This window comes from Bradyrhizobium sp. RDM12 (genome assembly GCF_051917485.1).
Lineage (GTDB): Bacteria > Pseudomonadota > Alphaproteobacteria > Rhizobiales > Xanthobacteraceae > Bradyrhizobium.
On sequence record NZ_CM133064.1, the window covers coordinates 8,049,804 to 8,071,804 of the forward strand.

Annotated in this window: 20 protein-coding genes and 5 pseudogenes; 2 read left to right on the forward strand and 23 right to left on the reverse strand. The window is 59.7% G+C overall.

Annotated features, from left to right (window positions below; all coding sequences use genetic code 11):
• Positions 1–41 precede the first annotated feature (41 nt).
• The 7 genes and pseudogenes from ACTGJ9_RS38925 to nifH form a co-directional block, all read right to left on the reverse strand.
• Positions 42–1,349 carry an FAD-binding protein gene (locus tag ACTGJ9_RS38925; protein ID WP_456675319.1) on the reverse strand — a complete coding sequence of 436 codons (1,308 nt, stop codon included), beginning with the start codon at positions 1,347–1,349 and terminating at the stop codon, positions 42–44.
• Between the two features lie 10 nt (positions 1,350–1,359).
• Positions 1,360–2,474: pseudogene (locus tag ACTGJ9_RS38930) on the reverse strand (electron transfer flavoprotein subunit alpha/FixB family protein).
• A gap of 86 nt (positions 2,475–2,560) precedes the next feature.
• Positions 2,561–3,127: a hypothetical protein gene (locus ACTGJ9_RS38935; protein WP_456675320.1), complete on the reverse strand. Its 567-nt coding sequence runs from the start codon at positions 3,125–3,127 to the stop codon at positions 2,561–2,563.
• Positions 3,128–3,638: 511 nt separating this feature from the next.
• Positions 3,639–3,971, reverse strand: coding sequence for a nitrogenase stabilizing/protective protein NifW (gene nifW / locus ACTGJ9_RS38940; protein WP_456675321.1), 333 nt, complete (start codon positions 3,969–3,971; stop codon positions 3,639–3,641).
• A 177-nt stretch (positions 3,972–4,148) separates the two neighbouring features.
• Positions 4,149–4,610: pseudogene (locus ACTGJ9_RS38945) on the reverse strand (beta/alpha barrel domain-containing protein); the annotation flags it as partial.
• A 530-nt stretch (positions 4,611–5,140) separates the two neighbouring features.
• Positions 5,141–5,836, reverse strand: a complete 696-nt coding sequence (locus ACTGJ9_RS38950; RefSeq protein WP_456678764.1) for a nitrogen fixation protein NifQ — start codon at positions 5,834–5,836, stop codon at positions 5,141–5,143.
• Between the two features lie 99 nt (positions 5,837–5,935).
• Entirely contained in the window at positions 5,936–6,826 is an 891-nt protein-coding gene (nifH, locus tag ACTGJ9_RS38955; RefSeq protein ID WP_456675322.1) for a nitrogenase iron protein, read from the reverse strand.
• Between the two features lie 537 nt (positions 6,827–7,363).
• On the opposite strand from nifH, the gene ACTGJ9_RS38960 reads away from it, so the two are divergent.
• A complete protein-coding gene (locus ACTGJ9_RS38960; protein WP_456675323.1) occupies positions 7,364–7,918 on the forward strand; it encodes a peroxiredoxin in 555 nt (184 codons plus the stop codon).
• A gap of 163 nt (positions 7,919–8,081) precedes the next feature.
• Here the strand turns inward: ACTGJ9_RS38960 and trbL are convergent.
• The 14 genes and pseudogenes from trbL to ACTGJ9_RS39030 form a co-directional block, all read right to left on the reverse strand.
• Positions 8,082–9,015, reverse strand: a pseudogene (trbL, locus tag ACTGJ9_RS38965) (P-type conjugative transfer protein TrbL); the annotation flags it as partial.
• Between the two features lie 367 nt (positions 9,016–9,382).
• The gene (locus ACTGJ9_RS38970) at positions 9,383–9,649 is read right to left on the reverse strand and encodes a hypothetical protein (RefSeq protein ID WP_456678783.1); all 267 of its coding nucleotides are present in this window, start codon (positions 9,647–9,649) and stop codon (positions 9,383–9,385) included.
• 672 nt (positions 9,650–10,321) lie between these two features.
• Positions 10,322–10,588, reverse strand: a complete 267-nt coding sequence (locus ACTGJ9_RS38975) for a DUF6129 family protein (RefSeq protein ID WP_456675324.1) — start codon at positions 10,586–10,588, stop codon at positions 10,322–10,324.
• Positions 10,589–10,599: 11 nt separating this feature from the next.
• On the reverse strand, positions 10,600–10,959 hold the full coding sequence (locus tag ACTGJ9_RS38980) for a DUF3024 domain-containing protein (protein WP_456675325.1): 360 nt from the start codon (positions 10,957–10,959) through the stop codon (positions 10,600–10,602).
• An 11-nt stretch (positions 10,960–10,970) separates the two neighbouring features.
• Positions 10,971–11,210: a nitrogen fixation protein NifZ gene (locus tag ACTGJ9_RS38985; protein ID WP_456675326.1), complete on the reverse strand. Its 240-nt coding sequence runs from the start codon at positions 11,208–11,210 to the stop codon at positions 10,971–10,973.
• Complete coding sequence (locus tag ACTGJ9_RS38990) at positions 11,210–11,527, reverse strand: nitrogen fixation protein NifZ (protein WP_456675327.1); 318 nt, start codon at positions 11,525–11,527, stop codon at positions 11,210–11,212. The genes ACTGJ9_RS38985 and ACTGJ9_RS38990 overlap by 1 nt, the downstream gene beginning before the upstream one ends.
• The gene (locus ACTGJ9_RS38995) at positions 11,524–11,907 is read right to left on the reverse strand and encodes a 4Fe4S-binding leucine-rich repeat protein (RefSeq protein ID WP_456675328.1); all 384 of its coding nucleotides are present in this window, start codon (positions 11,905–11,907) and stop codon (positions 11,524–11,526) included. The genes ACTGJ9_RS38990 and ACTGJ9_RS38995 overlap by 4 nt, the downstream gene beginning before the upstream one ends.
• Before the next feature lie 696 nt (positions 11,908–12,603).
• A complete protein-coding gene (locus ACTGJ9_RS39000; RefSeq protein WP_456675329.1) occupies positions 12,604–12,828 on the reverse strand; it encodes a 4Fe-4S binding protein in 225 nt (74 codons plus the stop codon).
• Between the two features lie 15 nt (positions 12,829–12,843).
• Positions 12,844–14,400 (reverse strand): nitrogenase cofactor biosynthesis protein NifB, encoded by a 1,557-nt coding sequence (nifB, locus tag ACTGJ9_RS39005; protein ID WP_456675330.1) that lies wholly within the window; start codon positions 14,398–14,400, stop codon positions 12,844–12,846.
• Between the two features lie 593 nt (positions 14,401–14,993).
• A complete protein-coding gene (locus tag ACTGJ9_RS39010) occupies positions 14,994–17,105 on the reverse strand; it encodes a prolyl oligopeptidase family serine peptidase (protein ID WP_456675331.1) in 2,112 nt (703 codons plus the stop codon).
• A gap of 477 nt (positions 17,106–17,582) precedes the next feature.
• Positions 17,583–17,804: a putative nitrogen fixation protein NifT gene (gene nifT / locus ACTGJ9_RS39015; RefSeq protein ID WP_456675332.1), complete on the reverse strand. Its 222-nt coding sequence runs from the start codon at positions 17,802–17,804 to the stop codon at positions 17,583–17,585.
• Complete coding sequence (gene nifS / locus ACTGJ9_RS39020; RefSeq protein ID WP_456678765.1) at positions 17,801–18,994, reverse strand: cysteine desulfurase NifS; 1,194 nt, start codon at positions 18,992–18,994, stop codon at positions 17,801–17,803. The genes nifT and nifS overlap by 4 nt, the downstream gene beginning before the upstream one ends.
• 18 nt (positions 18,995–19,012) lie before the next feature.
• Positions 19,013–19,306 carry a NifU family protein gene (locus tag ACTGJ9_RS39025; protein WP_456675333.1) on the reverse strand — a complete coding sequence of 98 codons (294 nt, stop codon included), beginning with the start codon at positions 19,304–19,306 and terminating at the stop codon, positions 19,013–19,015.
• A 39-nt stretch (positions 19,307–19,345) separates the two neighbouring features.
• Positions 19,346–19,666: an iron-sulfur cluster assembly accessory protein gene (locus tag ACTGJ9_RS39030; protein WP_456675334.1), complete on the reverse strand. Its 321-nt coding sequence runs from the start codon at positions 19,664–19,666 to the stop codon at positions 19,346–19,348.
• Between the two features lie 323 nt (positions 19,667–19,989).
• Here ACTGJ9_RS39030 and ACTGJ9_RS39035 point away from each other — a divergent pair, with 323 nt between their 5' ends.
• Positions 19,990–20,580, forward strand: coding sequence for a hypothetical protein (locus tag ACTGJ9_RS39035; protein ID WP_456675335.1), 591 nt, complete (start codon positions 19,990–19,992; stop codon positions 20,578–20,580).
• A 49-nt stretch (positions 20,581–20,629) separates the two neighbouring features.
• On the opposite strand, the pseudogene ACTGJ9_RS39040 reads toward ACTGJ9_RS39035, so the two are convergent.
• Positions 20,630–20,800: pseudogene (locus ACTGJ9_RS39040) on the reverse strand (TrbI/VirB10 family protein); the annotation flags it as partial.
• Between the two features lie 204 nt (positions 20,801–21,004).
• Positions 21,005–21,571 (reverse strand): annotated as a pseudogene (locus ACTGJ9_RS39045) (conjugal transfer protein TrbE); the annotation flags it as partial.
• Positions 21,572–22,001: the final 430 nt, after the last annotated feature.

Sequence of the window (22,001 nt, forward strand, 5' to 3'; positions counted from 1 at the left end):
TGTTTCTGGCTCCGTCATTCGTCGTTGTCTTTGCTTAGTGATCAGCGCCAGGCCCGGGCAATGCGGAGGGCATCGCTGAATAGTCCACTCCACGACCGCGCCTTGATGAACGAGTTCAGCGTCAGCTTCTCTTTCTCGAGCTTTGGTGTGCCGTCGACGCGCACGTAATCCTGCATCGCCTTCGAGAAGAGCTGTGGATACGTGAGAAAGAAGTTCTGCGAGTGGGTATGCATCAGAGCCGGCATATCCTTGTACTTCTTCAGGTCCTTGATCACGAAGGAATCATTCAGCATTTTCTTGTAAAGTGAAAGGTTTTTGGCCGTCATCGGATCTTTTCGCGATTTGATGAGACAGATCGCTTCCGCCGCGATACGGCCCGACGTCATCGCCAGATTGGACCCCTCGCGATGGATGGCGTTGTTGAGCTGGGCCGCGTCTCCGACGACGACCCAGCCCTCACCACAAAGCTGCGGGATCGCCTTGTACCCACCTTCGGGGATCAAGTGCGCGGAGTATTCCTTGACTTCCGAACCCTCGATCAGCGGCGCGACGGAGGGGTGACGCTTGAAACCCTCGAGCAGGCCGTAAGGCGTCTCGCCGGTACGCTGGAAGTCGGCAACAAGACAGCCAATACCGAGGGAGATGCATTCCTTGTTGGAATAGATGAAGCCCATACCGGTCATGCCGCGGGAGATAGTTCCGGCGGCTTCGATGGCGAGCCCCTCGTCGCCTTTGAGATTGAAGCGAGCATCGATTGTCTCGCGCGACAGGAAATGCATCTCCTTGACCGCGAGTGCGACCTTATCCGGTTTCGGGCGCCCTCTTAGGCCCGCACGCGTCCCGAGCACTCCGTTCACCCCCTCGGCCAGCACGACGACGTCTGCATGGATCTCACCCCCATTGCGGTCTGTGCGCACGCCGACGACTCTCCCATGGGAGTCCTGGAGGAGATCGATCACCGTGGTCTCGCACAGCACCGTTGCGCCGGCCTCGCGGACCTTGTGCGAGAACCATTTATCGAATTGGGCGCGGATGATGGTGTAGCGGTTCGGCTTCTCCTCGTTGAAATCATCGGAGCGATAGTGAAGCCCCGTGTGCGAACGCTCGTCCACGATCCAGAAGCGTTGCTCGACTAGATGCCGCTCAAGTGGTGCATCTTCTCGGAAATCAGGGATCAGCTTCTCCAGCATATCGGCATAAAGGATGGCGCCTTGCACGTTCTTCGACCCCGAATACTCGCCGCGCTCCAGCTGCAGCACTTTCAGGCCACGCTCGGCCATGGTAAGCGCCGCCGCATTCCCGCCCATGCCAGCACCGACGACGATCGCGTCGAATCTTTCTTCGATCATAACAAGCTCCCTAGCCGGCGATGCGGTCGTGCGAGTGCGGCGACAGCTGCGCGCGGAATGCAGAGGTCAATGCCGGCAACAGTCGAATGGCGTCGGTGACGATACCAATATGGGCGAAGTCGAAGATCGGGGCGTTCTTGTCGGTGTTGATGGCAACGATGAGGTCGCCCCCCTCCACGCCGACGCGATGCTGGATCGCCCCGGAAATACCGGCCGCGATATAGAGCTTCGGCCGAATGGTTTTTCCGGTCTGGCCGATTTGTCGGTCCGAGGTGACCCAGCCCTTCTGGACCAGCGGCCGCGAGCAGCCATATTCGGCGCCAAGCACGTCTGCGAGCTGCTGTACCAGTTGGAAGTTCTCAGGCGATCCCAGACCGAGCCCTCCAGCGACGACCACGTCGGCATAGGCAAGGTTCGACTTTGTAGAATCGCGGTCCGGCAGGAACGACAGGACCTTTGTGACGATATCTTCTTCTGCAAGCCCGAGCGGATGCGAGATGACGCGCCAGACGGCGCCCGTCACGCGCTCGGGCATCGGCATCACGCGCGGGCGGACGGTTGCCATCTGTGGACGATAGTTGAGCGTGTAGATCGTGCACAACAGTGAGCCGCCAAACGTCGGCCGGGTCGCTGCAAGCGAGCCGTCGGCGTCCACATCGAGCTCGGTGCAGTCGGCAGTTAGGCCGGTGAGCAGTGTGGTGGCCACTGAGCCGGCGAGATCGCGGCCGAGTGTGGTCGCCCCTAGGAGTAGGATTTCCGGCTTGTAAGTGTTGACCAGCTCGGAGAGCGCCTTGGTATAGGACTCGTTGCGATAATCGGCCAAGAGATTGTCCGCCACGATATAGGCGAGGTCGGCGCCGTAGCAGAAGGATTCGGCGACCGCCTGCTGCGTTGTCTCCCCGACCGGGCCGATGACAACCGCGGCGAGGTCAACGTTGAGCTTATCGGCGAGCCGGCGGCCGGCACCCATCAGCTCCCAGGAGACGGGGTGCACAACCCCGCGTTCCTGCTCGATGAAGACCCAGACGTGCCTATACGCCTTAAATCGTTCGGGCAGCTCCTCTTGGTCGCCGCGCGACCACCACCCGCGGCCGGAGCTGCGCTTTTGGGTGCGGTGCTCATCATCTGTACTCCCATTCGTGTTCAGTAGCGGCTCGCCAGCGGGCGTGCTCCGCCTCCAGCTTTGAATTCGCGCTTGAAGATAGCTTCAGTTAAAAGTTCGGCCGCGTGCCCGCCGCCATTCTGTCAGCACCGCTTGGCAGCAACGCGGGGCCGAGACAGACATTGCTCAATGTGTCGACGAGCCCGAAAGCACGCGTTTCGGGTTCTTTCATGGTTCGGCATTCTGGGGCCACCATTTGGCAACGAGCACTGGTAAGGCACCCAACCACGCGGGTCACGCGAGCCGATCGATTGATCCCCCTCGTCTTCGAGATGCGACCGAGCTGGAACAGATCGAGGACCTGCCACAGCCTCGGCTCGGCCGCGTGCTTGCCGGTGAAAGCGCGCTCCCCCGCTCCGAATGCCCTCGAGGGCTTGCCTATTGCAGCGACAAGCCCGCAACTCTTGGCGAGGGCACGAGCACCGGCGGTCAAGCCGCCCGTCAAGGGCGCCGCATGGTCGGCGCTGGAGAGCAAGGGCTGCCCCCGCGAAACCTCGGCCATGGATCGGACAACGGAGGTGATTTCGTCGACGAACCTTTGGCGCGGATCAAGCGCAGCTTTCAGCTCAGCCAGGCCGAAATATGCGACCATCGCTTTGGCGTCGCCACGCATCATGGTGCCGACAGGCAGCGCGCGCGAAGCTGCGCGGCGTCACCAACGAAATCGATACGGACCAAGAGGTGCATGCGCTTCTCCAGACTAGCTGAGCATATGTCAGCAATTGTCGTACCAATTGCGCGGGTGATGAAAATTGACCGCCAATACAGACTCTTACTGAAGGAAATCGGATTGGCAGCCTCTCGCGAGGATCGGAACATTCGATAACCGCGCTGACCGATGTCCGGAATGCGACAGAAGACAGTCATCCGAATCATGATGCGCTTTCCTCGCCAAATGTGCGCTCCCCCGCTGCCGGCGTACCGTCGCAGGAGATAGATGCACCATGAGCAACAGCTTGAAAGGATGGAAATACCAGGGCTGAGCCGTGATTGGCCCTTAACGAGCCGAGTGTTGAAGCTGCGGATCCGCGGGGCGGTAACTTCAACTTTCGCTTGAATTCGATACCCTGGGTGGCTGGCAGGTTCTCCGAACCTTCACGGTCCAGAGCACGAGATATAAACTCAATTCACTCCAAGGAACCGAGCTGGACCAATGCTGGATGCTTGTTCGGTTGTGGTGTGGCCGCATCCTTCAGGACCTTGAACACGCGCTGTTCGATTGGGGAGGACGTGACGAAGTCGGCATAGGCGCGCTCAAGCGTGGCCTTGCAACGCGAGGCGATGTCAGGATCGGATGCACCGGCAAGCTCCTCATCCGCGAGATATTGACCCATGCGACGCAGGATGTGAAGCCGCGCCACGTCAATGATTTTCGCATCGTACTCGACGCCGAGCAGTGCAAAAAACTCCTCTGCCGCCGACGCCTTGTTCAATTGCGCAAGGATCCCGTCCGTCGTCATTGTCAACCTCCATCTAGATCCGCGCCCGGAAACCATCCAGGCTTGAACGTTCCAACCCGATCACGCGACGCGCATGGCTGACCAACCGATCACCCGCCGTTGACCAGCGAGCTCTCGTGAATGTCGCGCCAGATCGCCACCACCGTTTCCTGGGCAACCGGGCCCTTGTGCTCGAACACGCGAGCAGTCTTCGCCACCCACCGCGACATCCAGTCGCTTGTCGCGAGCGTAGCTCACGACGCGCTTCACCCGCTCCAGCGCGGCTAAACGGCCGCCAACGAGTTTCGCCGCAATCTGCACGTCAGACGATGGAATCGATAGGTTGACCATCGAAACGCCGGCCTCGATCGCCGCATCGACGTCCGCGGGTTTCATCCGGCACCAGCCAATAGTCGTGGCCGCAAGGCCCGCTTCGGCGACCGCTGGGATCGCGGTCATCTCTTCGTGACCCGTCGCCGGTGTGCCGGCCTCGATCTCCGTGACCCCGGCCGCCGCCAGAGCACGCGCGATCGATACCTTTTCCGTTATCGTGAACGCCACGCCGGGCGCCTGTTCGCCGTTGCGCAACGTAGCGTCATTAAGGACTATGGACCTCGACCGATCTTTGTCGAGCCCGGTGATCGCGGCAGCTAACGCCATCAGCGGCTCCGTATGTTTATTCCGGAAACTCTTCAGCAACTGCCGTGCCAACCCGTTCGAATTCCCAAGAGCCTCTGAATGACGTCGAATTTTAGATGACTCGAGTGTGTCGCAAATCCGACAGGGTGGAAACGGCGGAGCGCGAGGTTCGGTGCGCTTGCGACTGAGTTGAAGGCAGGGTGCCGAGCTTGGAAGCTTCCTAGCCGGGCAACGGTTCGGGCCTCACCTCAAGCTGCAGCACTTCGGGGAAGGCGGCCGCATTCTGGGATGCGCGTCGAAGAAGAGTTTTGAGCCGTCGGGTTCGGTCCAACCACGTCATGATAGAATATCTCGGCCGGTGAATGTGACGGTCGCCTCCGCCAAACATCAACCCGCAATCATCAGGCGCAGCCGCATCGGCCTTAGGCCGGCTGCGCGCAATCGTTTATCCCAGTGTCTTTTCGTACCCTCAGTCTCCTCTTGTGACAGCTGGCCGAAAGCTCGTCCGATATACCGGGAATCGCGCCGAGGAGGGGCAATCCATGATGAGCTCAGTCTTGCGAACTTGGGATCGCTTGGACGGAGTCATCGAGACGACGCAGATGATCCCGCCGACGTCCGGCCATCCGGCTCTCGCCGCTCTCCTCGCCGAAGCAAAGATCAAAATCATTGCATTCCGTACAGACCGGCGCGGTACACATCACCAGGCCATCATCTTCGCATAGCATGCGATAGAAGAAGCGCTTCCAGCGCATGTTCTTGGTGTTGCGAGCCGCTAGCGGCGCGAAATGGCGCGTCAGGAGGCGGGACAATTCGTCCCGCTTCCGCAGACCGAGATCTTCCCACAAGTGATTAGGCTCCATGGCGCGCCGCGCGATCATCGTCGCCAACCAGCCGCCGACCTCGCCATGGGTGGAGCGTTGCGCAAGCAGGAGGTCGCGCACCATAATCGTCTCGTCAGGAGCCGGTAACGCGGACTGTTCGCGCCAGGTACAGCTCCTGATCGGGGTGGATGGAAAGTATTGCACCAAGAGCACATTGAGCTCCTGGTTGGTCAAGCCAGCCCGTTCGGGAAGTTGGCCGCCATCCATAGCGGATGTGGCAAGAATGCAAGCGAGTACATGGCGATCGAAATCGTCATTGTCGCTGATGTCGACATCTGTTGGATGGCGCCCGGTCAGAAGGCCGTAGAGCTCACTCGCATCGCGCTGCTCGGCGACGTGAGCCGCCGATACAGGAGGTGACATCGTATCGGCCGATTTTCTTTGTGTACCAATAATGAAGGTCCCCCAGCTTCTGAGTGGATGATGTCGGCCTTCCCCGGTCGAGAAGGCCGACAACATGAACTATGCCGAAACAGCGGCGAGCTCGGCGGCGGTCTTGCCGACCAGGCTCTCGTCGACAGGCTTGATGATGCCGTGCTCCATGAGCATATCCTCGAGCTCGTCCATGCTGATTGGCGTCGGGATAGCGCCTTGTCCAGCATTATTGTGGATCTTGGTCGCGAGATTGCGATAGTGATCCGCCTGCTTGGACTCTGGCGCGTATTCCAGCACAGTCATGCGGCGCAGCTCCGCGTGCTGCACGACATTGTCGCGCGGCACGAAGTAGATCAGGCGGCTGCCGAGCTTCTTGGCAAGAGCATCCGCAAGCTCCAGCTCCTTGTCGGTCTGCCGCTCGTTGCAGATCAGGCCGCCGAGGCGCACGCCGCCGGAATTCGCATACTTCAGAATACCCTTGGAGATGTTGTTAGCGGCATACATCGCCATCATCTCGCCGGACATCACGATGTAGATTTCCTGCGCCTTATTCTCGCGGATAGGCATCGCGAATCCGCCGCAGACGACGTCGCCGAGCACGTCGTAAGAGACGTAGTCGATGTCCTCGTAGGCGCCATTCTCCTCGAGAAAGTTGATCGAAGTAATCACGCCTCTTCCGGCGCAACCGACCCCCGGCTCCGGACCGCCGGACTCGACGCATCGAATGTCCTTGTAGCCGAGCTTGATGACGTCCTCGATTTCGAGGTCCTCGACGCTGCCGGCATTCGCCGCGAGGCTCAGAATGGTGTCCTGCGCTTTGGCGTGCAGGATGAGGCGAGTCAGATCCGCTTTGGGATCACAGCCGACGATCAGAATCCTTTGGCCCAGCTCAGCAAGGGCCGCCAACGTATTTTGCGACGTTGTCGATTTACCGATGCCACCCTTGCCATAAAACGCGATTTGTCTCAGCGAAGACATGTTGCTCTCCATCAACCGATTGCCAATTTTTTCGCGCCGAATGCGCGAAGCTGTTTCTCTCTCAGAATCGTGGGCACACGGGTTTCGGGAAGGAGGCCATCGCTCGCCATCGGCGTCGGCGTGCCCTCAGCCCTCACTCGTTGTTGCTGCATCCATTTAGCAACTGGCGTGCCATTTCGTTCGCACGCGCATTAAGCGTCTGAGCATGCTGGACTAATAGTGCGGCGTCCAAGACCGGATGCCGTGGCGGACCCGACAGCGGCAAGGGCTTTGACAGAAACCGGACAAACCCCCGGCGCGTGGATTCCACTACGAGCGCCGGGCGAAAGAGCGCGGAACGGGGAATGCCGGGCCTTAAGCCCGAGACGATTGAGGGGACCACACGGTGCAGATCGGGTTCGAGGACACCGCCATCATCAAAGGCGAATGTTTCACGACCGGCATGTCGGGTACTTCCCGTCGGATCGGGGTGGCATATCGCTTGCTTTGCTGGTCGCGAAACGCTGTTTCCGCGTGATGCGATATTGAGAGGACAATATGCTTGGAATTGGAAGTAAGCTGCCGCCGTTCGACATCACAGGCGTAAAGCCCGGCTTTCACCTGCAAGAGGAGGATGGGCAGAGCGCCTTCGAGACCCTGACTGAGAGGAGTTTCCCCGGCAAATGGAAAGTTATCTTCTTTTACCCGAAGGATTTCACATTCGTCTGCCCAACCGAAATCGCTGAGTTTTCCCGCCTGTCCAAGGATTTCGCCGATCGCGATGCAGTCGTGCTTGGTGGCTCGACCGATAACGAGTTCTGCAAGCTCGCCTGGCGGCGTGAGCACAAGGACCTGCACCGTCTAACGATCTGGCAGTTTGCCGACACCAAGGGCGCACTGGTCGATGGCCTTGGAGTGCGCTCGCGTGATGGCATCGCGCATCGCTACACCTTCATCGTCGATCCTGAGAACACCATCCAGCACGTCTATGCGACAAGCCTCAATGTCGGCCGGAGCCCAAAGGACACGCTACGCGTTCTGGATGCGATTCAGACTGATGAGCTCTGCCCTTGCAACCGCGAGATCGGCGGCGACACGCTTAAAATTGCCTGAGGCAACATGTCGATCGTGCAGTTGAAGGAGCAGCTCCTGCATTCGAAGGACGCCTGACCATCTAACGGGGAGGCTCGGCTGCGCCACACGCACAGTTTGTGTCTTTGACTAGCGGACAGGACCGCTTATGGAGATCAAAACACTGGACGAGCTTGGCCACCCGGGCCATCGCCGCACCACCACGCGTGGCGGCCGCCGCACCGTGGCCGCTGCCATCGCTCCCTTCCGGCGAGAGCGAGCGAAGCGCCGCTCGCTATCGCCGTGCCGGCGACGGCGAGGCTAGTTCCGACAGCAGCGCCCGCGCCAAGCTGCGGCGCGCCGGAGAACAGACCGGTGGCGATGCCGGGCGCCGGGGCCGAGCATGGCGAGTGCGACGAGCACGACAGAAAGCGCTTGCTCGATCATCGGCTGGCCGCCACCATAGGTGGTGGTGAACTGCGAGAGCAGTCCGGTGCCGATGCCGACGATGACAGCGGGCACCATCACCTTCACGCCGGAGGCGACGACATTGCCCAGCACCTTCTCGGCGAGGAAGGCAGTCTTGTTGAAGAGGGCGAAGGGAATGAGGATGAAGCCGGCGAGCGCTGTCAGCTTGAACTCGATCAGCGTGACGAACAGCTGCACCGCCAGAATGAAGAAGGCGATCAGGACCAGGAGCCAGGACAGCATCAGCACGGCAACCTGGATGAAGTTCGCAAAGAAGCTGGCGAAGCCAATCATCTGGCTTGCGGCGTCCAGCAGTAGGTGCGCCGCGTCGAGACCGACCTGCGCGAGCCGGCCGGCCCGCAGGAAATCGGCTGTCGAGAGGGAGGAGCCGCCGGCCTTCAGGCCACGGCCGGCGAAGCTATCGAAGGTGACGCCCGAGAGAGTGTTGAAGTTGGTGAAGGCGAAGAATCCGATGTAGAGCGTCTTCTTCACCAACCGCTGGAGGATGCCTTCGTCGGCGCCCTACGCCCAGAACAGGCCGGCCAAGGTGATGTCGATGACGATCAGCGTCGACGCGAGAGACGTGACCTCGCCTTTGATCAGGCCGAAGCCTCATTCGTGTAGGTGGTGAAGGTTTTGAGGAAGGTGTCGATGACGCCGACGTTGCTCATCGTTATCTCCTTCCACAGCGTTCGTCGTCGACGGTGTGGCCGGCGCGGCCTGTTGCGGCACGGGCCGCGCCGGCCTGCCGAAGAAGCGCGCGCGGTTCTCCTCCCAGACCGCCGGCACGCTCGCGGACCGCATTTCCGGGTGGTAGATCTATATTCACAGATGCGCCCTTATCAGTCGCTGATTGAAACCATGACAATCGATGAGGTCTAAGCCAAGTGGGCCAGTCCATCGGCAGACCGGTCAGCTCGCTCATTGCGCGAGCTGACCCTCGGACACAGGGACCTGAAACGATCAGCTGGCCCGGCGGTCGTAGTCCGCCTGGCCGGCTCGATCACGCCTGTCAATTTCCGAAAATTGAATCACATCTCAGCGCTGGTGACCCAAGCCAATCCCCAAGGTACGTGCTTTCTGTCGTAGAGACCCCTCGGATCGCTTCATCAGCTTTGAAACCCTAGCTACAGGAGTGCGGGCCTTTGAGTGCACTTTGAGCAGCTTGACGTCATCCTTACTGTACTCTTTCCGTTTGGCGGTTTTTGCCACGTGATGTTCTCCGATTTCGCTTTGCACATTTGCCTGTAGCGCCTTGTTTATGGCGAAGACGCAACTGCTTCCCATTACCATATCAATGGTCATCGACAACTATTCAAGCGGATTTTTCTCTTCGAGATAAGAACTGGAACTACACGCGAATTTGTCTTCCCTGCATTTTTATCTGCATGACTAAGCAAGCCATAGAGAAGGGACGCTCGATGCGTCTTCGAAAGGCAAGTCGAAAAGCGCTTCTTGCTTGAATGCTCCGACCTCAGCTCACCAAGACATCTCGTAGAATGATATTTCCAGGCGGCAATATTGATGGAATACCGCTGGATCGGCCGGGACGCTCGCACCGCCTCACTTGCGTGCGCATCATCAACGGGCCTCCACGGCGAGTGCACGGCGTTACCGCGCGAAGAACAAACGTCTTCTCCTATTTTCTGAAGTCCTGCGGACTTAAGGCGAGTACTCATAAAGGCAAATCTTGCGATGGCTGAGCGTTACTCCTCGTCAGCTGATCAAGCATGGCTCGCTCATCCTCATTGGTCTGCCGCAGTATCCTTGATTTAATAAGCCACGACGAGATACCCAGGCAATTCCGCCCTCAGCGAACACTTCTGTGAGACCGTCGCCTGCCCCCTTCTCATGGACCGGATGAACGGGCGAGCGACCTGATCGTGATATTCCCCGGGCCGGGCACGACCGCATGGCAAACAACCCGGTGGGCCTGGCCGTCGTGTGTGAGCTTGGCACGGGCAGGCGATTGCTTGATCATGACTTGGTAGAGCGCTTGGCCAGCACAATGCCGGTGGCGCGCTGCGGATCATTCGTGATCTGTGCACAGTGACCGCCACTGTCGAGCAGATGCAGGTCGAACTGTCCAACGCAGCTGAACGGACTCTGCGTTATGTCGGAGGCCTCGCAACAAATCCAGGCGAGATGTGGGAATTTCTGCCGGAGCATTGGGCAGGGCTCAGAGGCTGTATCAATAGAGGCGAGCGTTTGCTCGATGTTCGTCAGTTCGCCTTCGAGCACCATCTCCACAATCCTTATTGCCAGAACAAACGTTCACGGTCGGCGTTCAGAACCGCTGTCGCCGAGCCAAGCCGTTGATGCGTCGAATGCCACTCCCAGATGCCCTTGCCGTGATCTTTGCGGAACAGCTGCCATGCCGCCCCTGTTCTATCGTGGTGCAGCAGCGCGACGTCGACGAGGCCGCCCTTCGCATCGATATTGCCTGAGCAGCACGGGCTCTCGACCAGATAGCCACCAGCAACCCCTGTCACCTTTGGCGAGACGTATCGGTAGCGCTCGCGCCTCGTCAGCGCGCGCACAATCCGCCACCGGTCGAGCTCGTTGGGATGCGCAGGCAATCCGGAATGCTGCCGTCTGATGATTGCGGCGTTCATTGCGCGATGTCCTAGACTGCGGATATTTCTGCCTCGAGGCAGCCAACCACCAACTGCTTGCCGAAGTCGACCATATAAATGGGTAGGTTCGCTTCCGTATGGCGACCGACCTGAACGATCTCACCAATGTGCCCGACGCTGACCAGACACTCCTCCGCCGACGCGTTGGGAAAGGAACCGTCGTTGAGCAGATCGATTGCCGCCTTGACACGTTGGCCCGAGCGGTATTTTGGCAGTCTTGGTTCGATCATCAGGGTGCCGCTCCTGGCAAGAAAGGCTCCTCGCCTCCGCGGCTTCGCGTGACTAGATCGAGCTCCTTGCATTTCATGCCGACGCGATAGCCGGAATCGAGGAATTCTACCCCATAGATATAAAATTGTTGCAGGAACGTGCCGATCGAGACGACGTAGCCAAGCTCGCCTTTCTTGACCAGAACCTCACCGATCTCCTTGCCTACATAGGTGCCGTCGTTGCGGATGGTGCGGTTGGCCTGCACCTTATCGCCATAATCAAAGAAGGGGGCATCCGTCAGCTCGACGATGTCACTATCACCGGCGATGTTGCTCATGCTGCCGTCCCCGTTCCATGGTTTAACTGTACCGCGCCTCGCGGGCACCCGGCCTTACGGACCGCCTCATCATGATCCTCGATCAACCTCCTCGATTCCCGCGCGGCGGCGCGGCTTGCGATGACGGTTTGCATGAGCCTGTCGGGATCCCAGTGCGGCAACATCAACGCCCGCAACTTAAAATCGGGATGCTCGGGATAACCATCCGTGAGCCCATGGTTGATGTTGAAGAAGCCATCGACGCGGCACGCGCGTCTGTCATCGACGGAGGCGTGCTCGAGCCGGCCGCGAGCCGCGCGCTTCAGCGCGAGACGCGCCCAGCCGGCACAATCGACCTGATTGGTCCGGCAGCTGAGGGCATCGTGGATGACATCACTCATGCTCCCAGCCATACGCTCGAGCGCTCCCAACAGCACCTTGGCGCCAACCTTGTCTGCGGACCGAGCCCAAGCAGTCTCTCGATAGCCGCCGTCATTGCTCGAGCTGCCCGAGGCGCATCTGCAAGTAGGCAACAAGCGTTGAGCGAGAACAGGAAGACCCGCGCCAGGGTGCCTTCGTAGCGACCGAACTTGGGTTTGGTGGCGCGGACCGCGCCAGTCGGCAGCAAGGTGGATTTTCGACACCGTCATCGAGGTGATAGGATAGCCCTGCCGCCCTGGGATGATGCTCGGTCGCCTCAGCGCGCGACCAACACAGGACTCGGTGAGGACGCCCTCGTTTCTCTCGGATGGCGAACTGAAGAAGGCCTCGGGCATGCATGTCGCCTGTTCAATGAAGGCCGCAGGTGGGTGGTGATGTCGCGGAAGACGGGTCCGCTCTTCGTGGGCCCATCGGCGAAATCGATCCCCGACGCTCAAGACGGCGGTCTTCGGGCCGACAGGAATAGCTTAACGAGTTGCAGCCGACGTTCGCGTCCCCAGAATATGGCTTGGCAACTGGCGAAACAATCGGCAACCAGCGCGAGCCGTCCACCCGGTCTGAGAAGACGACAGCCGCGGCCGGCGCCTCGTCGAGGCGGAGCATTATCTGCCCGAGTTCCTGAGCCGTTAGTGCGGTCGGGACTTCCATCGTGGCCCTCAAGCGGGCACCTGATGGCGCGGCAGCGCCGTGTCGAGCACGCACGTATTGTCAACCGGGCAAACCGCCACGCATTGCGGCTCATCAAAGTAGGCGGCGCACTCGGTGCATTTCTCAGGATCGATCAGGAAAACGCCGGCTCGCTCGGAAATAGCGAGATTCGGGCATTGCGTTTCGCACGCCGAACAGCCCGTGCATTGCGAAGCGATGATCTTGAACGGCATTATCTAAATCTATCCTCAGGCGGCAGAAATCAGCGCATTATGGCGGGCCGCCCGATCAACCCGTTCAACGTGCTTGATCTTCCCCTCATTGACTTTAGCGAGATAGAGCTTGAACCAGGCGATCGCCGAGCCGTCGATGAACTCGCAGGCGTAGTGATCGACGGGCTCGATGCCGGACTTGATCAATTCGGCCTTCGGGCAGCCGCCGATCTTTGACACGAATACGGCGTGGCAGTCTTTGATGGCGTCGATGGCGATTTCGAGCTTGCTGTCCTCGCCATGGCCGCCCTGGCAATAGGGATGGATAGGACGATGGCCAACGAATTTTGCGCCTGAAGTCGAGAGCTCGTAGATCTGGAACTCCTTGGCATGACCGAAGTGCTGGTTGATCAATCCCGAGCCCTTGGTCGCAACCGCCACCAGCACCTTGATTTCGCTGGACGCGCTGCCGAGCCCCGCAAGCCCCTCCTGCTTGGCCGCAAGCTTTGTAGTGCGCGCCTTCTCGACCTTGGCCTGATACTCCTTTCGGGCCTGCTCGTCGTAGTTGATGTCCATCGCCATGATCTTTTCCATGGTGAACTCCGCGCCGCGGTCCTCCCCGAGCAGTCCGACGGCGTCGGCCCGGCACTGGCGACAATGACGCATCATGTTCATCTCGCTTTCGCAGCTATCCTGCAACGCTGTCACTTCCTGTGCGGTCGGGCCGCGTTGCCCGCTGAGACCGAACACGGTGCCGTGCTCGGGCGACGATATCAGCGGCATCACGTTATGCAGGAAGGCCCCGCGCGACTTCACAGCCTTGTTAACCTCAACCAGATGGCGATCGTTAATCCCGGGAATCATCACCGAGTTGACTTTGCATAGGATGCCGCGCGCGGTGAGCATCTCCAGGCCCTGGAGCTGCCGGCTGCTGAGGATGGTTGCAGCTTCAATGCCGGTGTAGCGCTTGTGGCGGTAAAAGATCCAGGGATAGATCTTTGCACCAATTTCGGGATCGATCATGTTGATCGTGATTGTCACGTGATCGACCTTGAGTCTCGCAATCGTGTCGACATGATCGGCTAGCGCAAGACCGTTCGTCGAGAGGCACAGCTTGATATCTGGCGCGAGCTTGTTGACGAGCTCGAATGTCTTGAATGTCTTGTTCGGGTTCGCCAGCGGGTCGCCAGGGCCGGCAACGCCGACCACGCTCATCTGAGGGATCGCGGAAGCGACCGCCAGCACCTTCTTGGCGGCCTGCTCCGGCGTCAACTTCTCGCTGACAATGCCGGGGCGCGATTCGTTGGCGCAATCGTATTTACGATTGCAGTAATTGCACTGGATATTGCAGGCGGGAGCGACCGCGACATGCATGCGGGCATAATGGTGGTGCGCCTCCTCGCTGTAGCAGGGATGGTTCTTCACTTTTTCCCAGATCTCATTTGGCAGATGGCCAATGCCGGCCTGAGATCCGCAGCTCGCCTTACCGCTCCCGCCGATCGTACCGCAGCCCTTGTGCTTAGCCATGACTTGCATGGAATCGCTGATCTTGCTGCCGCCGCAGGATACCTGGTGTTGCGCTGAAGTACTCATTTTTCCAATTCTCTTCTCAAGCCGAATCCTTCCGGCTGGCATCCCCAGAGTCGTTTCTGAAAAGCCAAGAGCAACTGGCGTGCCATGCCTGCCACAAATGACTTTTGTGGTTCACTTCAAGCAGTTAGCTAATGCCTGCTCGAATGTCAGTTTTATCAACTCGTGTGGGAAAGCTGACAGAGATTGCGATCACAAGAGCGCTGGCAGCGCTATTATGACGACGGGTACGCTGCTTCACCTATGCCCTTGGGCAAAGAGCAGGGCAGCTGGTGTCCTTGAAAGTTGATCTTGCCGCTTCCGACGCTTTGAAGGACAACTTGATGTGGCGATCCTTCCTAGATGCAGACAAGAAGCAGGTGCGTTACCGGCCTATGCGGTGGAAGATCACGCGGGCCCCCGGCCTGACATTCCGCAGGCCATTGTTAGGCAGGTGAAGAGAAACGCCTGATGGCCAGGGTCGCGGCGGCCACGAATTCGACCGTGCGTCCAAACGTTGGTTGGCATCTCGAATAGGACGTGCGGGTGTAGATGCCGATCAGATTCGCAAGGCTGCAGCCGCCTCGGTCGACATCGCACGAGCTGCCATCCAACAACTACGCTACCTCGCTGACATCCTCGGCATCCAGCCAGCCGATCCTGCTCTTCAGGAAACGCAGGCCCAGCACCAACAAGCCGGCGTGCTCCCTGTTGTCCTTGCCATAGCCGTGGCCGCCAGCGGCATGCTCGTAGAAATAAGCCTCATAGCCCATCGCCTGCAGCTTCGCTGACATTTTGCGCGCATGTCCGGGATGGACGCGATCGTCCCGCCGCCTCGTAGCCATCAGGATCGGTGGATAGGACTGCCCGGGTCTTGCGGCATGATAGGCAGAATAGGTCTTCAGCCACTCCCACTCCTCAACGTTGTCGGGATCGCCATATTCGGCGAGCCAGCTCGCCCCGGCGAGCAGTTTTGTGTAGCGGCGCATGTCGATCAGCGGGATCGTGCAGAATAGTGCGCCAAAGAGCTCGGGATATCGCGTTAGCATGTTGGTAATGAGGATGCCGCCGTTCGATCCACTTTCGGCCGCGATCCGCTTGGCCTGTGTCACGCCGCGCTTAACGAGATCGACGGCGACCGCTGCGAAATCATCATGCGACAATCTCTTGCCGGCCAGCCGGCCGGCGTCGTGCCAGCGCGTGCCGAACTCGCCGCCGCCGCGCAAATTTGCCAGAACCGTGGTGCCGCCGCAGTCGAGCCAAAGCTTACCGAGCGCGGAATTGTAATACGGTTTCACGGAGATCCCAAACCCGCCATATCCGCTCAGATGGACCGGCGCGTTGCCGGTCTGTCTGACCGGACCGGTCTGTAGATAGGGAATTCGCTCACCGTCGATCGAGATGGCCTCGTGCCGCGTGACCACGCAGTGCTCCGCAGCAAATGTCTTCGGCGCCTGCTTCAGCACGGCGGGACTGGCAACGCCCCGCTCCATCAGGATGAGCGACGGCGGGGTGAGCGGATCCTCGACGTGGGCCAGCAAGTCGCCATTGCTCTCGGACGGATCGCGATCGAGAGACCAGATGTCGACGACGCCAAGATCAGGAAGGCCGCCCAATTGCTCGCGGTTCCAGCCATGATCGGATGGCGTGCAGATCTCGAAGACTGGTCGGAGTTCGTCCGGAATACAAAGCACGAGCTTGCCCACACTCCAAAAGAAGCTCTGCAGCGCACGGTGCGGGCCCGGCTCGAAGAGAATCTCGAACTGGCCGCTGCCCGCCAGGAATGCCGGCAGCGGGATGACGAGCACCGTATCCGCGGCATAGGTCTGCCCTGCCACAGACCAGGATTCGCGCGGCTTCAGGGCAAGCCAGTTGCGATGCGACCGCATCCAGATGTTACTTGGCAGATCGAGCCTCGTCTTGGCGCCCGTTTCATCGCCGAGCCAGACCACGCAATTCAAGACGTCTGTCGCATCGAGGAACCAGATCCTGGGCGGCACGACAGTGTCGTCAACACTGCAACCGACTGACACATGAGCGGCCTTGGTCTCAAAGATCACTGCCGCTTGGTCAACATGCGTACCACGCCGCCACAGCCTCACCGTGCGCGCATAACCAGTGGTCGCAGCCATGCCGTCGCCATGGGAGCTTAACAACACCAGCGTATCAGAATCGAGCCATACGCCGCTGCCTTTGGCTTCGGGCAAGATAAAGCCATCGTGGATGAAGAGCTTCGTGTCAGTGTCGAATTCGCGCAAAGTCACGGCGTCGCTTCCACCGCGCGATAGACTCAAGATCCACCGCGAATGATTTCCAGGCGGTGCGGCCGTGGCGTTCAGAAGCCAGTCTTCGCCTTCGCTGACGGCGAGTTGATCGAGGTCGAGCAGGATGTCCCATGATGGGTTCGGCCTGCGATACTCTTCCAGAGTGGTTCGCCGCCAGAGGCCGCGTGGATTGTTGGCGTCCTTCCATAGATTGTAGAGATACCCGCCGCGCCGGGTGACATAGGGGATATTGTCGGGCCGGTCGTAAATCGCGGTCAGCGCATCTCTGTCTCGTTCCGCTGCCGGTCCGCCAAACACCTCCAGCGTTCTGCTATTCTGCCGCTTTACGAAGTTCAGCGCCCGCGCGCCTTCGATCTGTTCCAACCATAGATAGGGATCATCATCAGGAGCGGAGGGCGTTGGCCTTCCAGTTCGCGAGTTCGTCGAGGCTCTTTGTTTGACCATGCTTCATTACAACGTTGGTATTGGTATTGGCGCGCAGCTTCGAGATGGTTCAAGGATTTGCATGGCGGACGTCGCATCACGATTTTCAAGTTTACGACCTGGCCCGGCGCGAGATTCAATCCTCTTGAAACTGAATGTTGCGGAGTTACAGCCGTTGGCCTGACGCTGTGAAGACGCGCGAAAATACAACGAGCGGGCTGGATGTGGCCGCGAGGGGGCGTCGAAGGCTGCCCCCCATCAACGCCATCGCTGGCCCGACGCCTCAGTGCTGCGCCCAGGCCTAGATTGCCTTTGGCACCGCGCCGCGATCTTGGTTCTGAGGAACGCTGCGAGGGCTTCCCGAGCGATCAGCACGCTCGGTCACGCCAGGCCCAAGCCAGGGAATGTTGTCGCGTTCCCCGCAGGTGCCGGACCGCCCCGCGAAGAATCGGCTCAGCATCCGGCAGTTGGCGAGGTTCCGTGGAACCGCAGCATTCATCATTCGGTTGCTTCGCCGCCGCGCTTCTTGGCGTTGATGGTGATTGGTAGGGTGGTGTCACTCGCCATCGCCGGTAGGTCGAGCACCCAGCCGTTCGCGATTCTAATCCAACCACCCCACAGCGTCTCGTGCTCCCAGTCGACAATCGGCTCCTCAAGATCTTTCTTGGGTACATAAATCGAAAGGCCTGTCTCGGGCGAACGACGAATCATGACCTTCATAGGGGCTCTGCAGGTTGCGAACTCTCGCCCGCGCGCTCCTGACACGCACGCCACAAGGCTCTCTGTTTGGAAGTGATGTCCGCCAGGACTTGCAGCACCCGATCGATCTCATCCGGCGCCGTCTCGCGCGAGAGCGAGAAGCGAACCGCACCGCGCAAAAAGGCCGGTGCTACTCTCATCGCGCGCAGGACATGGGACGGCTCCATCGAGCCGCAAGCGCAGGCTGAACCGAGTGAGGTGGCAATTCCGTCACGATTCAGGTGGTGGACGATGGCGTCGGCGTCGAGATGCTCGAAGGCAATGTTAGAGGTATTTGCCAGGCGGTTTTTGATATCACCAAGCACGATGCAACCGCCGAGAGCGAGAATGCCCCGCTCCAGCCGGTCGCGAAGCGCGCAAATCTGGATCTGATCTTGTATGAGGTGTGCCGCCGCGAGCTCCGCCGCCTTGCCGAGCCCAACAATGCCTGGGACATTTTCGGTGCCAGCGCGGCGACGCCGCTCTTGCGCGCCGCCGAAGATCAGCGGCCGGAACCTAATGTCCTTGCGCACATACAGCGCGCCGATGCCCTTCGGGCCATGGAGCTTGTGGCCGGAGAGCGACAGCATATCGATGTCCGTCGTCTTCAGGTCAATCGGAATCCGCCCGACGGCCTGGACTGCATCGGTGTGAAAGAGCGCGCCGACTGAGCGCGCCATCTTGGCGAGGGACTTCACCGGGAAGATCGTACCGGTCTCATTATTGGCCCACATGATCGAGGCGACTGACGTACGCTCTGACAAGGCGTTGCCATAACTCTCGATGTCCAATCGACCGCTTGCATCGACCGGAATGACATGGATCTTGATTCCTCGTCGGCCCAGCTCCTCGGCAAGGGACCGCACGGCCGAATGCTCAACGGCCGTTGTGACGATCTCGTCGCGCGCTTCCTGCACGGCGAGCGCGGACAGGATCGCAGTGTTGTCAGATTCCGTCGCGCCGGAGGTGAAAACGATCTCGTGGTCGAATGCCGCGCCAACGAGAGCCTGCACATTTCGGCGCGCCTGCGTCAATGCGGGCGCAACCTCAATGCCGAATGCATGCCCGGACGACGCATTGCCGAATTGCCCAGAGAAGAACGGCAGCATCGCGGCAACCACCAAGGGATGTGCAGGGGTCGTGGCGTTATTGTCGAGGTAAATCGGCCGCACGGAGAGTTCGCTCTGCACTTAATGCCTCACTTTCGCAGCTCCGGGGAGCGGGATCAGGCGGACAAACTCGCCGAGCCGCTCGATCAAGCGCGCCTGAATGGTCGCGAGCGTCGTGCCCGCAAGCTTGCATACCATGCAAGCGCCGGCGAGCCTGACCATGATCTTATTGCCGTCTATTGCGACGAGCTCACAATCTCCCCCATCACGCCTGAGGCTTGGCCGAAGCTCATCGAGCACGGCGCGGACAATCCGCTCGCGATCGGCAGGCTCGATAGTCGAACACTGCTTCGTCCGTTCAGCCTTCAGGCCCATGTTCGATGCTCCTTCCATTGCCAATGGTCCCAAGGCGACTCAGCTGAATGATTTGCCGCAGGAACAGCTCGATTTGGCATTTGGGTTATCGAAGCGGAACCCTGATCCTTCGAGCGACACCACGAAATCGATCGTGGTGCCGTTGAGATGCGCCCGGCTCGCGTTATCGACGAAAATTTTAATCCCGCCTTGCTCGAACACGGTCTCATCGCAGCTCGGCTCATGAGCAAGACCCATTTTATATGCGAATCCCTGGCAGCCGCCGCCTTCGATCATGATCCGCAAACCGCTTGCCGGCTGCGCAGTCGAGGAGATTGCGGCCTTGAGTGCCTTGATGGCGCTTTCCGTCAGGTTGATCATCTCTGGTTCGCTCTCGCTTCTGTCGCAAGGCACAAATCGCAAATCCCATGCCAGTTGAGCTGCAGCTGGAATCAGCTTGTTCTGCAGGGGCCCAGCATTCGATTTGCGACTTGTCGGATCGCGACAGGCGGTTTTCCAGCGTCCCGACGTCATGCGGCCGAGACCGCGTGATGGTGCCAGCAGGGATCCATGCACATCGCGCCAACACACCGCTACGCTCTACGTCGCGGCAGACACAGGGGGACGGCAGACAACTTGCATGAAGGTAGCGGACACGCCGCATTGGGCGACGCGTGCACACCACACTTGATGAGGAGCCTTCCATGACCTCGATCGACAACACCGCTCTTGGCCCGCTGGACAAGGAGGGGCGGTTGCTGAATGCGGTGCTAAAGAGTGAAACGACGAAGTCGGGGCGATTTGGATTTCGAGGCGACATCGCGCTGAAGTTCCAAGCCCAGCTCGCCGACGAAAAACGACCGCCGGACTATTCCATCGAACAAGTTCTTGCAATCGCGCAGGAAGGCGAACCGACCATCCCAGTTCTTGCCGGATATCTGCATTCCTTCGCGTATCTACCCGAGGCCGCAAAGGTGCTGGATGGCAGGCTGAGCCCCAAAGGCAGCTATTTCATGTTCTGCAACAACATTGATCTGCTTGCGAAGTACCGCACCAAGATAGGTGACATCACCTTCCGCATTCTGCCTTGCGACGAATCCACTGTGTGGAAGGAGATGATGGACCTCGCCGGCGTCGACAAGAATGACATCAAGAAGCTCGGTACGGCCGGTAGGCTCGATTACTTGCTCGACGCGGCCAAGGACATCGATGGATCATACACCGAGATCTCATACGAGGACGGCTTGGCCAAAATGGAGCCGGTAAAGAGCAGAAGCGAAAACCGCCCCGTCTGAGGAAGCGCCTCGGACCGTCTCTCTCGCCAGCTCAGCGGCTGCTACCGCAGGCGCCGGGTTGGCGTTCCAGCACAATCGAGTTGCCGTCGGACATGATGGCGCGGGTCCAGACCAAGAGGATGCGGCTCTGGCCGAACGCGACAGACCTGTCGTGTTGGCCGATCAGTTTCGCACCCTGGGGAATCAGCAGATATTTGCCGGACGGACTATTATAGACCGCGGGTAATCCGCGGTGATCTGGGGCGGTCATTGTTGACGTTGCCGACGACCGTGGCCTGCGCCCGCTGCAACGCGCGAGCGGCGGTGAGCACGTTGTGTGCATAGCTATTCGGATCGAGGACAACCAACGGCGCCGACGCAGGTTTTGAAGCTGCGAGCTAAGTGATCGCAACAATGCTGCCGGCGGCAGTTCGGCGGAGGCGGTTCATTTCGGGGCCTCCAGTTCGGCGAGATGCGGGATCAGATCGGTCGCCCAGGCGAGGTCACGGGCCTTTAGCCAGCCGGAGACAAAGCGATCGCGACCGTATTCGGCAAGGATCTACTCGACCAGTGCCTGGTCAGTCTTGGAGGAGCGGCGGTAAAGGCGAGCGCGACCTCGCCAAGACCGAGCTCGAACAGGCGATTGCCACGGCGCGACTGCCAATGGTAGTCGCGCTTTGGCGTTGCCTGGGCCGGAATCTCGATCTGCCGGTCGTTGAGCCCAAAGCGCCGATAGATTGTCAAGATCTGTGGATCAATTGCGCGGTCATTTGGCAAAAGGTTCGGGTTGAACAGCTCTGATGATGGCGGGCGCAATCGCCGACCCATCGATATCCGGGAGGGATTGGGTGGCGGACATGACGAAGACCTCCTTCTTACGCAGCGTTTTCAATCATTCGCGCAGGCGTTCGTCATCGAGAGCCAACCAGCCCTCGTCGATGATAAAGAGCGTCGGCCGGCCGCCAAGGTGAGCCTCGATCCGGTGAAACGGAAAGGCAAGAACGGCGGGAGCGATGGCATATATAACGGCAGCGATGACGGAAGAGCTTTGATAGTCAAGCGATAGGCGCCGATTGCAACTCACGCAGGGTTGTCAGCCGCCCTTAAGCCGAGGTACGAGAATAACATTGACGCCCAGCGGATTGTTGGGGGTCACCTCCTTATCCCCGCAGTCTGCGCCATGTAAGGATGACCGTGGATGTAAAAATTTGTCGTCGGCTGGAACGGCCTCGGGAAGGCGTCTACTCTATTCAGCTCGCCGAGCAGGACGTCCGGGGCCGGCTGATGACCGTGGTTCCAGCCCAAGCCTACGATTTGTGTGAAATCATCTAATCTCCTAGCCCGCATATCGAACGCTGAACGCGACAACTGCCGCGCGCGGTCCGAATGGCTTGCCCCGCCAGCTAATTTCGCCTCGACCTTTCCTTTCGAACCGCTAGGCT

Coding starts and splice junctions, on each gene's coding strand:
- ACTGJ9_RS38925 (WP_456675319.1), bottom strand. CDS start 1,349: ATGATCGAAGAAAGATTCGACGCGATCGTCGTCGGTGCTGGCATGGGC.
- ACTGJ9_RS38935 (WP_456675320.1), bottom strand. CDS start 3,127: ATGATGCGTGGCGACGCCAAAGCGATGGTCGCATATTTCGGCCTGGCT.
- nifW (WP_456675321.1), bottom strand. CDS start 3,971: ATGACGACGGACGGGATCCTTGCGCAATTGAACAAGGCGTCGGCGGCA.
- ACTGJ9_RS38950 (WP_456678764.1), bottom strand. CDS start 5,836: ATGTCACCTCCTGTATCGGCGGCTCACGTCGCCGAGCAGCGCGATGCG.
- nifH (WP_456675322.1), bottom strand. CDS start 6,826: ATGTCTTCGCTGAGACAAATCGCGTTTTATGGCAAGGGTGGCATCGGT.
- ACTGJ9_RS38960 (WP_456675323.1), top strand. CDS start 7,364: ATGCTTGGAATTGGAAGTAAGCTGCCGCCGTTCGACATCACAGGCGTA.
- ACTGJ9_RS38970 (WP_456678783.1), bottom strand. CDS start 9,649: ATGACCATTGATATGGTAATGGGAAGCAGTTGCGTCTTCGCCATAAAC.
- ACTGJ9_RS38975 (WP_456675324.1), bottom strand. CDS start 10,588: ATGGTGCTCGAAGGCGAACTGACGAACATCGAGCAAACGCTCGCCTCT.
- ACTGJ9_RS38980 (WP_456675325.1), bottom strand. CDS start 10,959: ATGAACGCCGCAATCATCAGACGGCAGCATTCCGGATTGCCTGCGCAT.
- ACTGJ9_RS38985 (WP_456675326.1), bottom strand. CDS start 11,210: ATGATCGAACCAAGACTGCCAAAATACCGCTCGGGCCAACGTGTCAAG.
- ACTGJ9_RS38990 (WP_456675327.1), bottom strand. CDS start 11,527: ATGAGCAACATCGCCGGTGATAGTGACATCGTCGAGCTGACGGATGCC.
- ACTGJ9_RS38995 (WP_456675328.1), bottom strand. CDS start 11,907: ATGAGTGATGTCATCCACGATGCCCTCAGCTGCCGGACCAATCAGGTC.
- ACTGJ9_RS39000 (WP_456675329.1), bottom strand. CDS start 12,828: ATGCCGTTCAAGATCATCGCTTCGCAATGCACGGGCTGTTCGGCGTGC.
- nifB (WP_456675330.1), bottom strand. CDS start 14,400: ATGAGTACTTCAGCGCAACACCAGGTATCCTGCGGCGGCAGCAAGATC.
- ACTGJ9_RS39010 (WP_456675331.1), bottom strand. CDS start 17,105: ATGGTCAAACAAAGAGCCTCGACGAACTCGCGAACTGGAAGGCCAACG.
- nifT (WP_456675332.1), bottom strand. CDS start 17,804: ATGAAGGTCATGATTCGTCGTTCGCCCGAGACAGGCCTTTCGATTTAT.
- ACTGJ9_RS39025 (WP_456675333.1), bottom strand. CDS start 19,306: ATGGGCCTGAAGGCTGAACGGACGAAGCAGTGTTCGACTATCGAGCCT.
- ACTGJ9_RS39030 (WP_456675334.1), bottom strand. CDS start 19,666: ATGATCAACCTGACGGAAAGCGCCATCAAGGCACTCAAGGCCGCAATC.
- ACTGJ9_RS39035 (WP_456675335.1), top strand. CDS start 19,990: ATGACCTCGATCGACAACACCGCTCTTGGCCCGCTGGACAAGGAGGGG.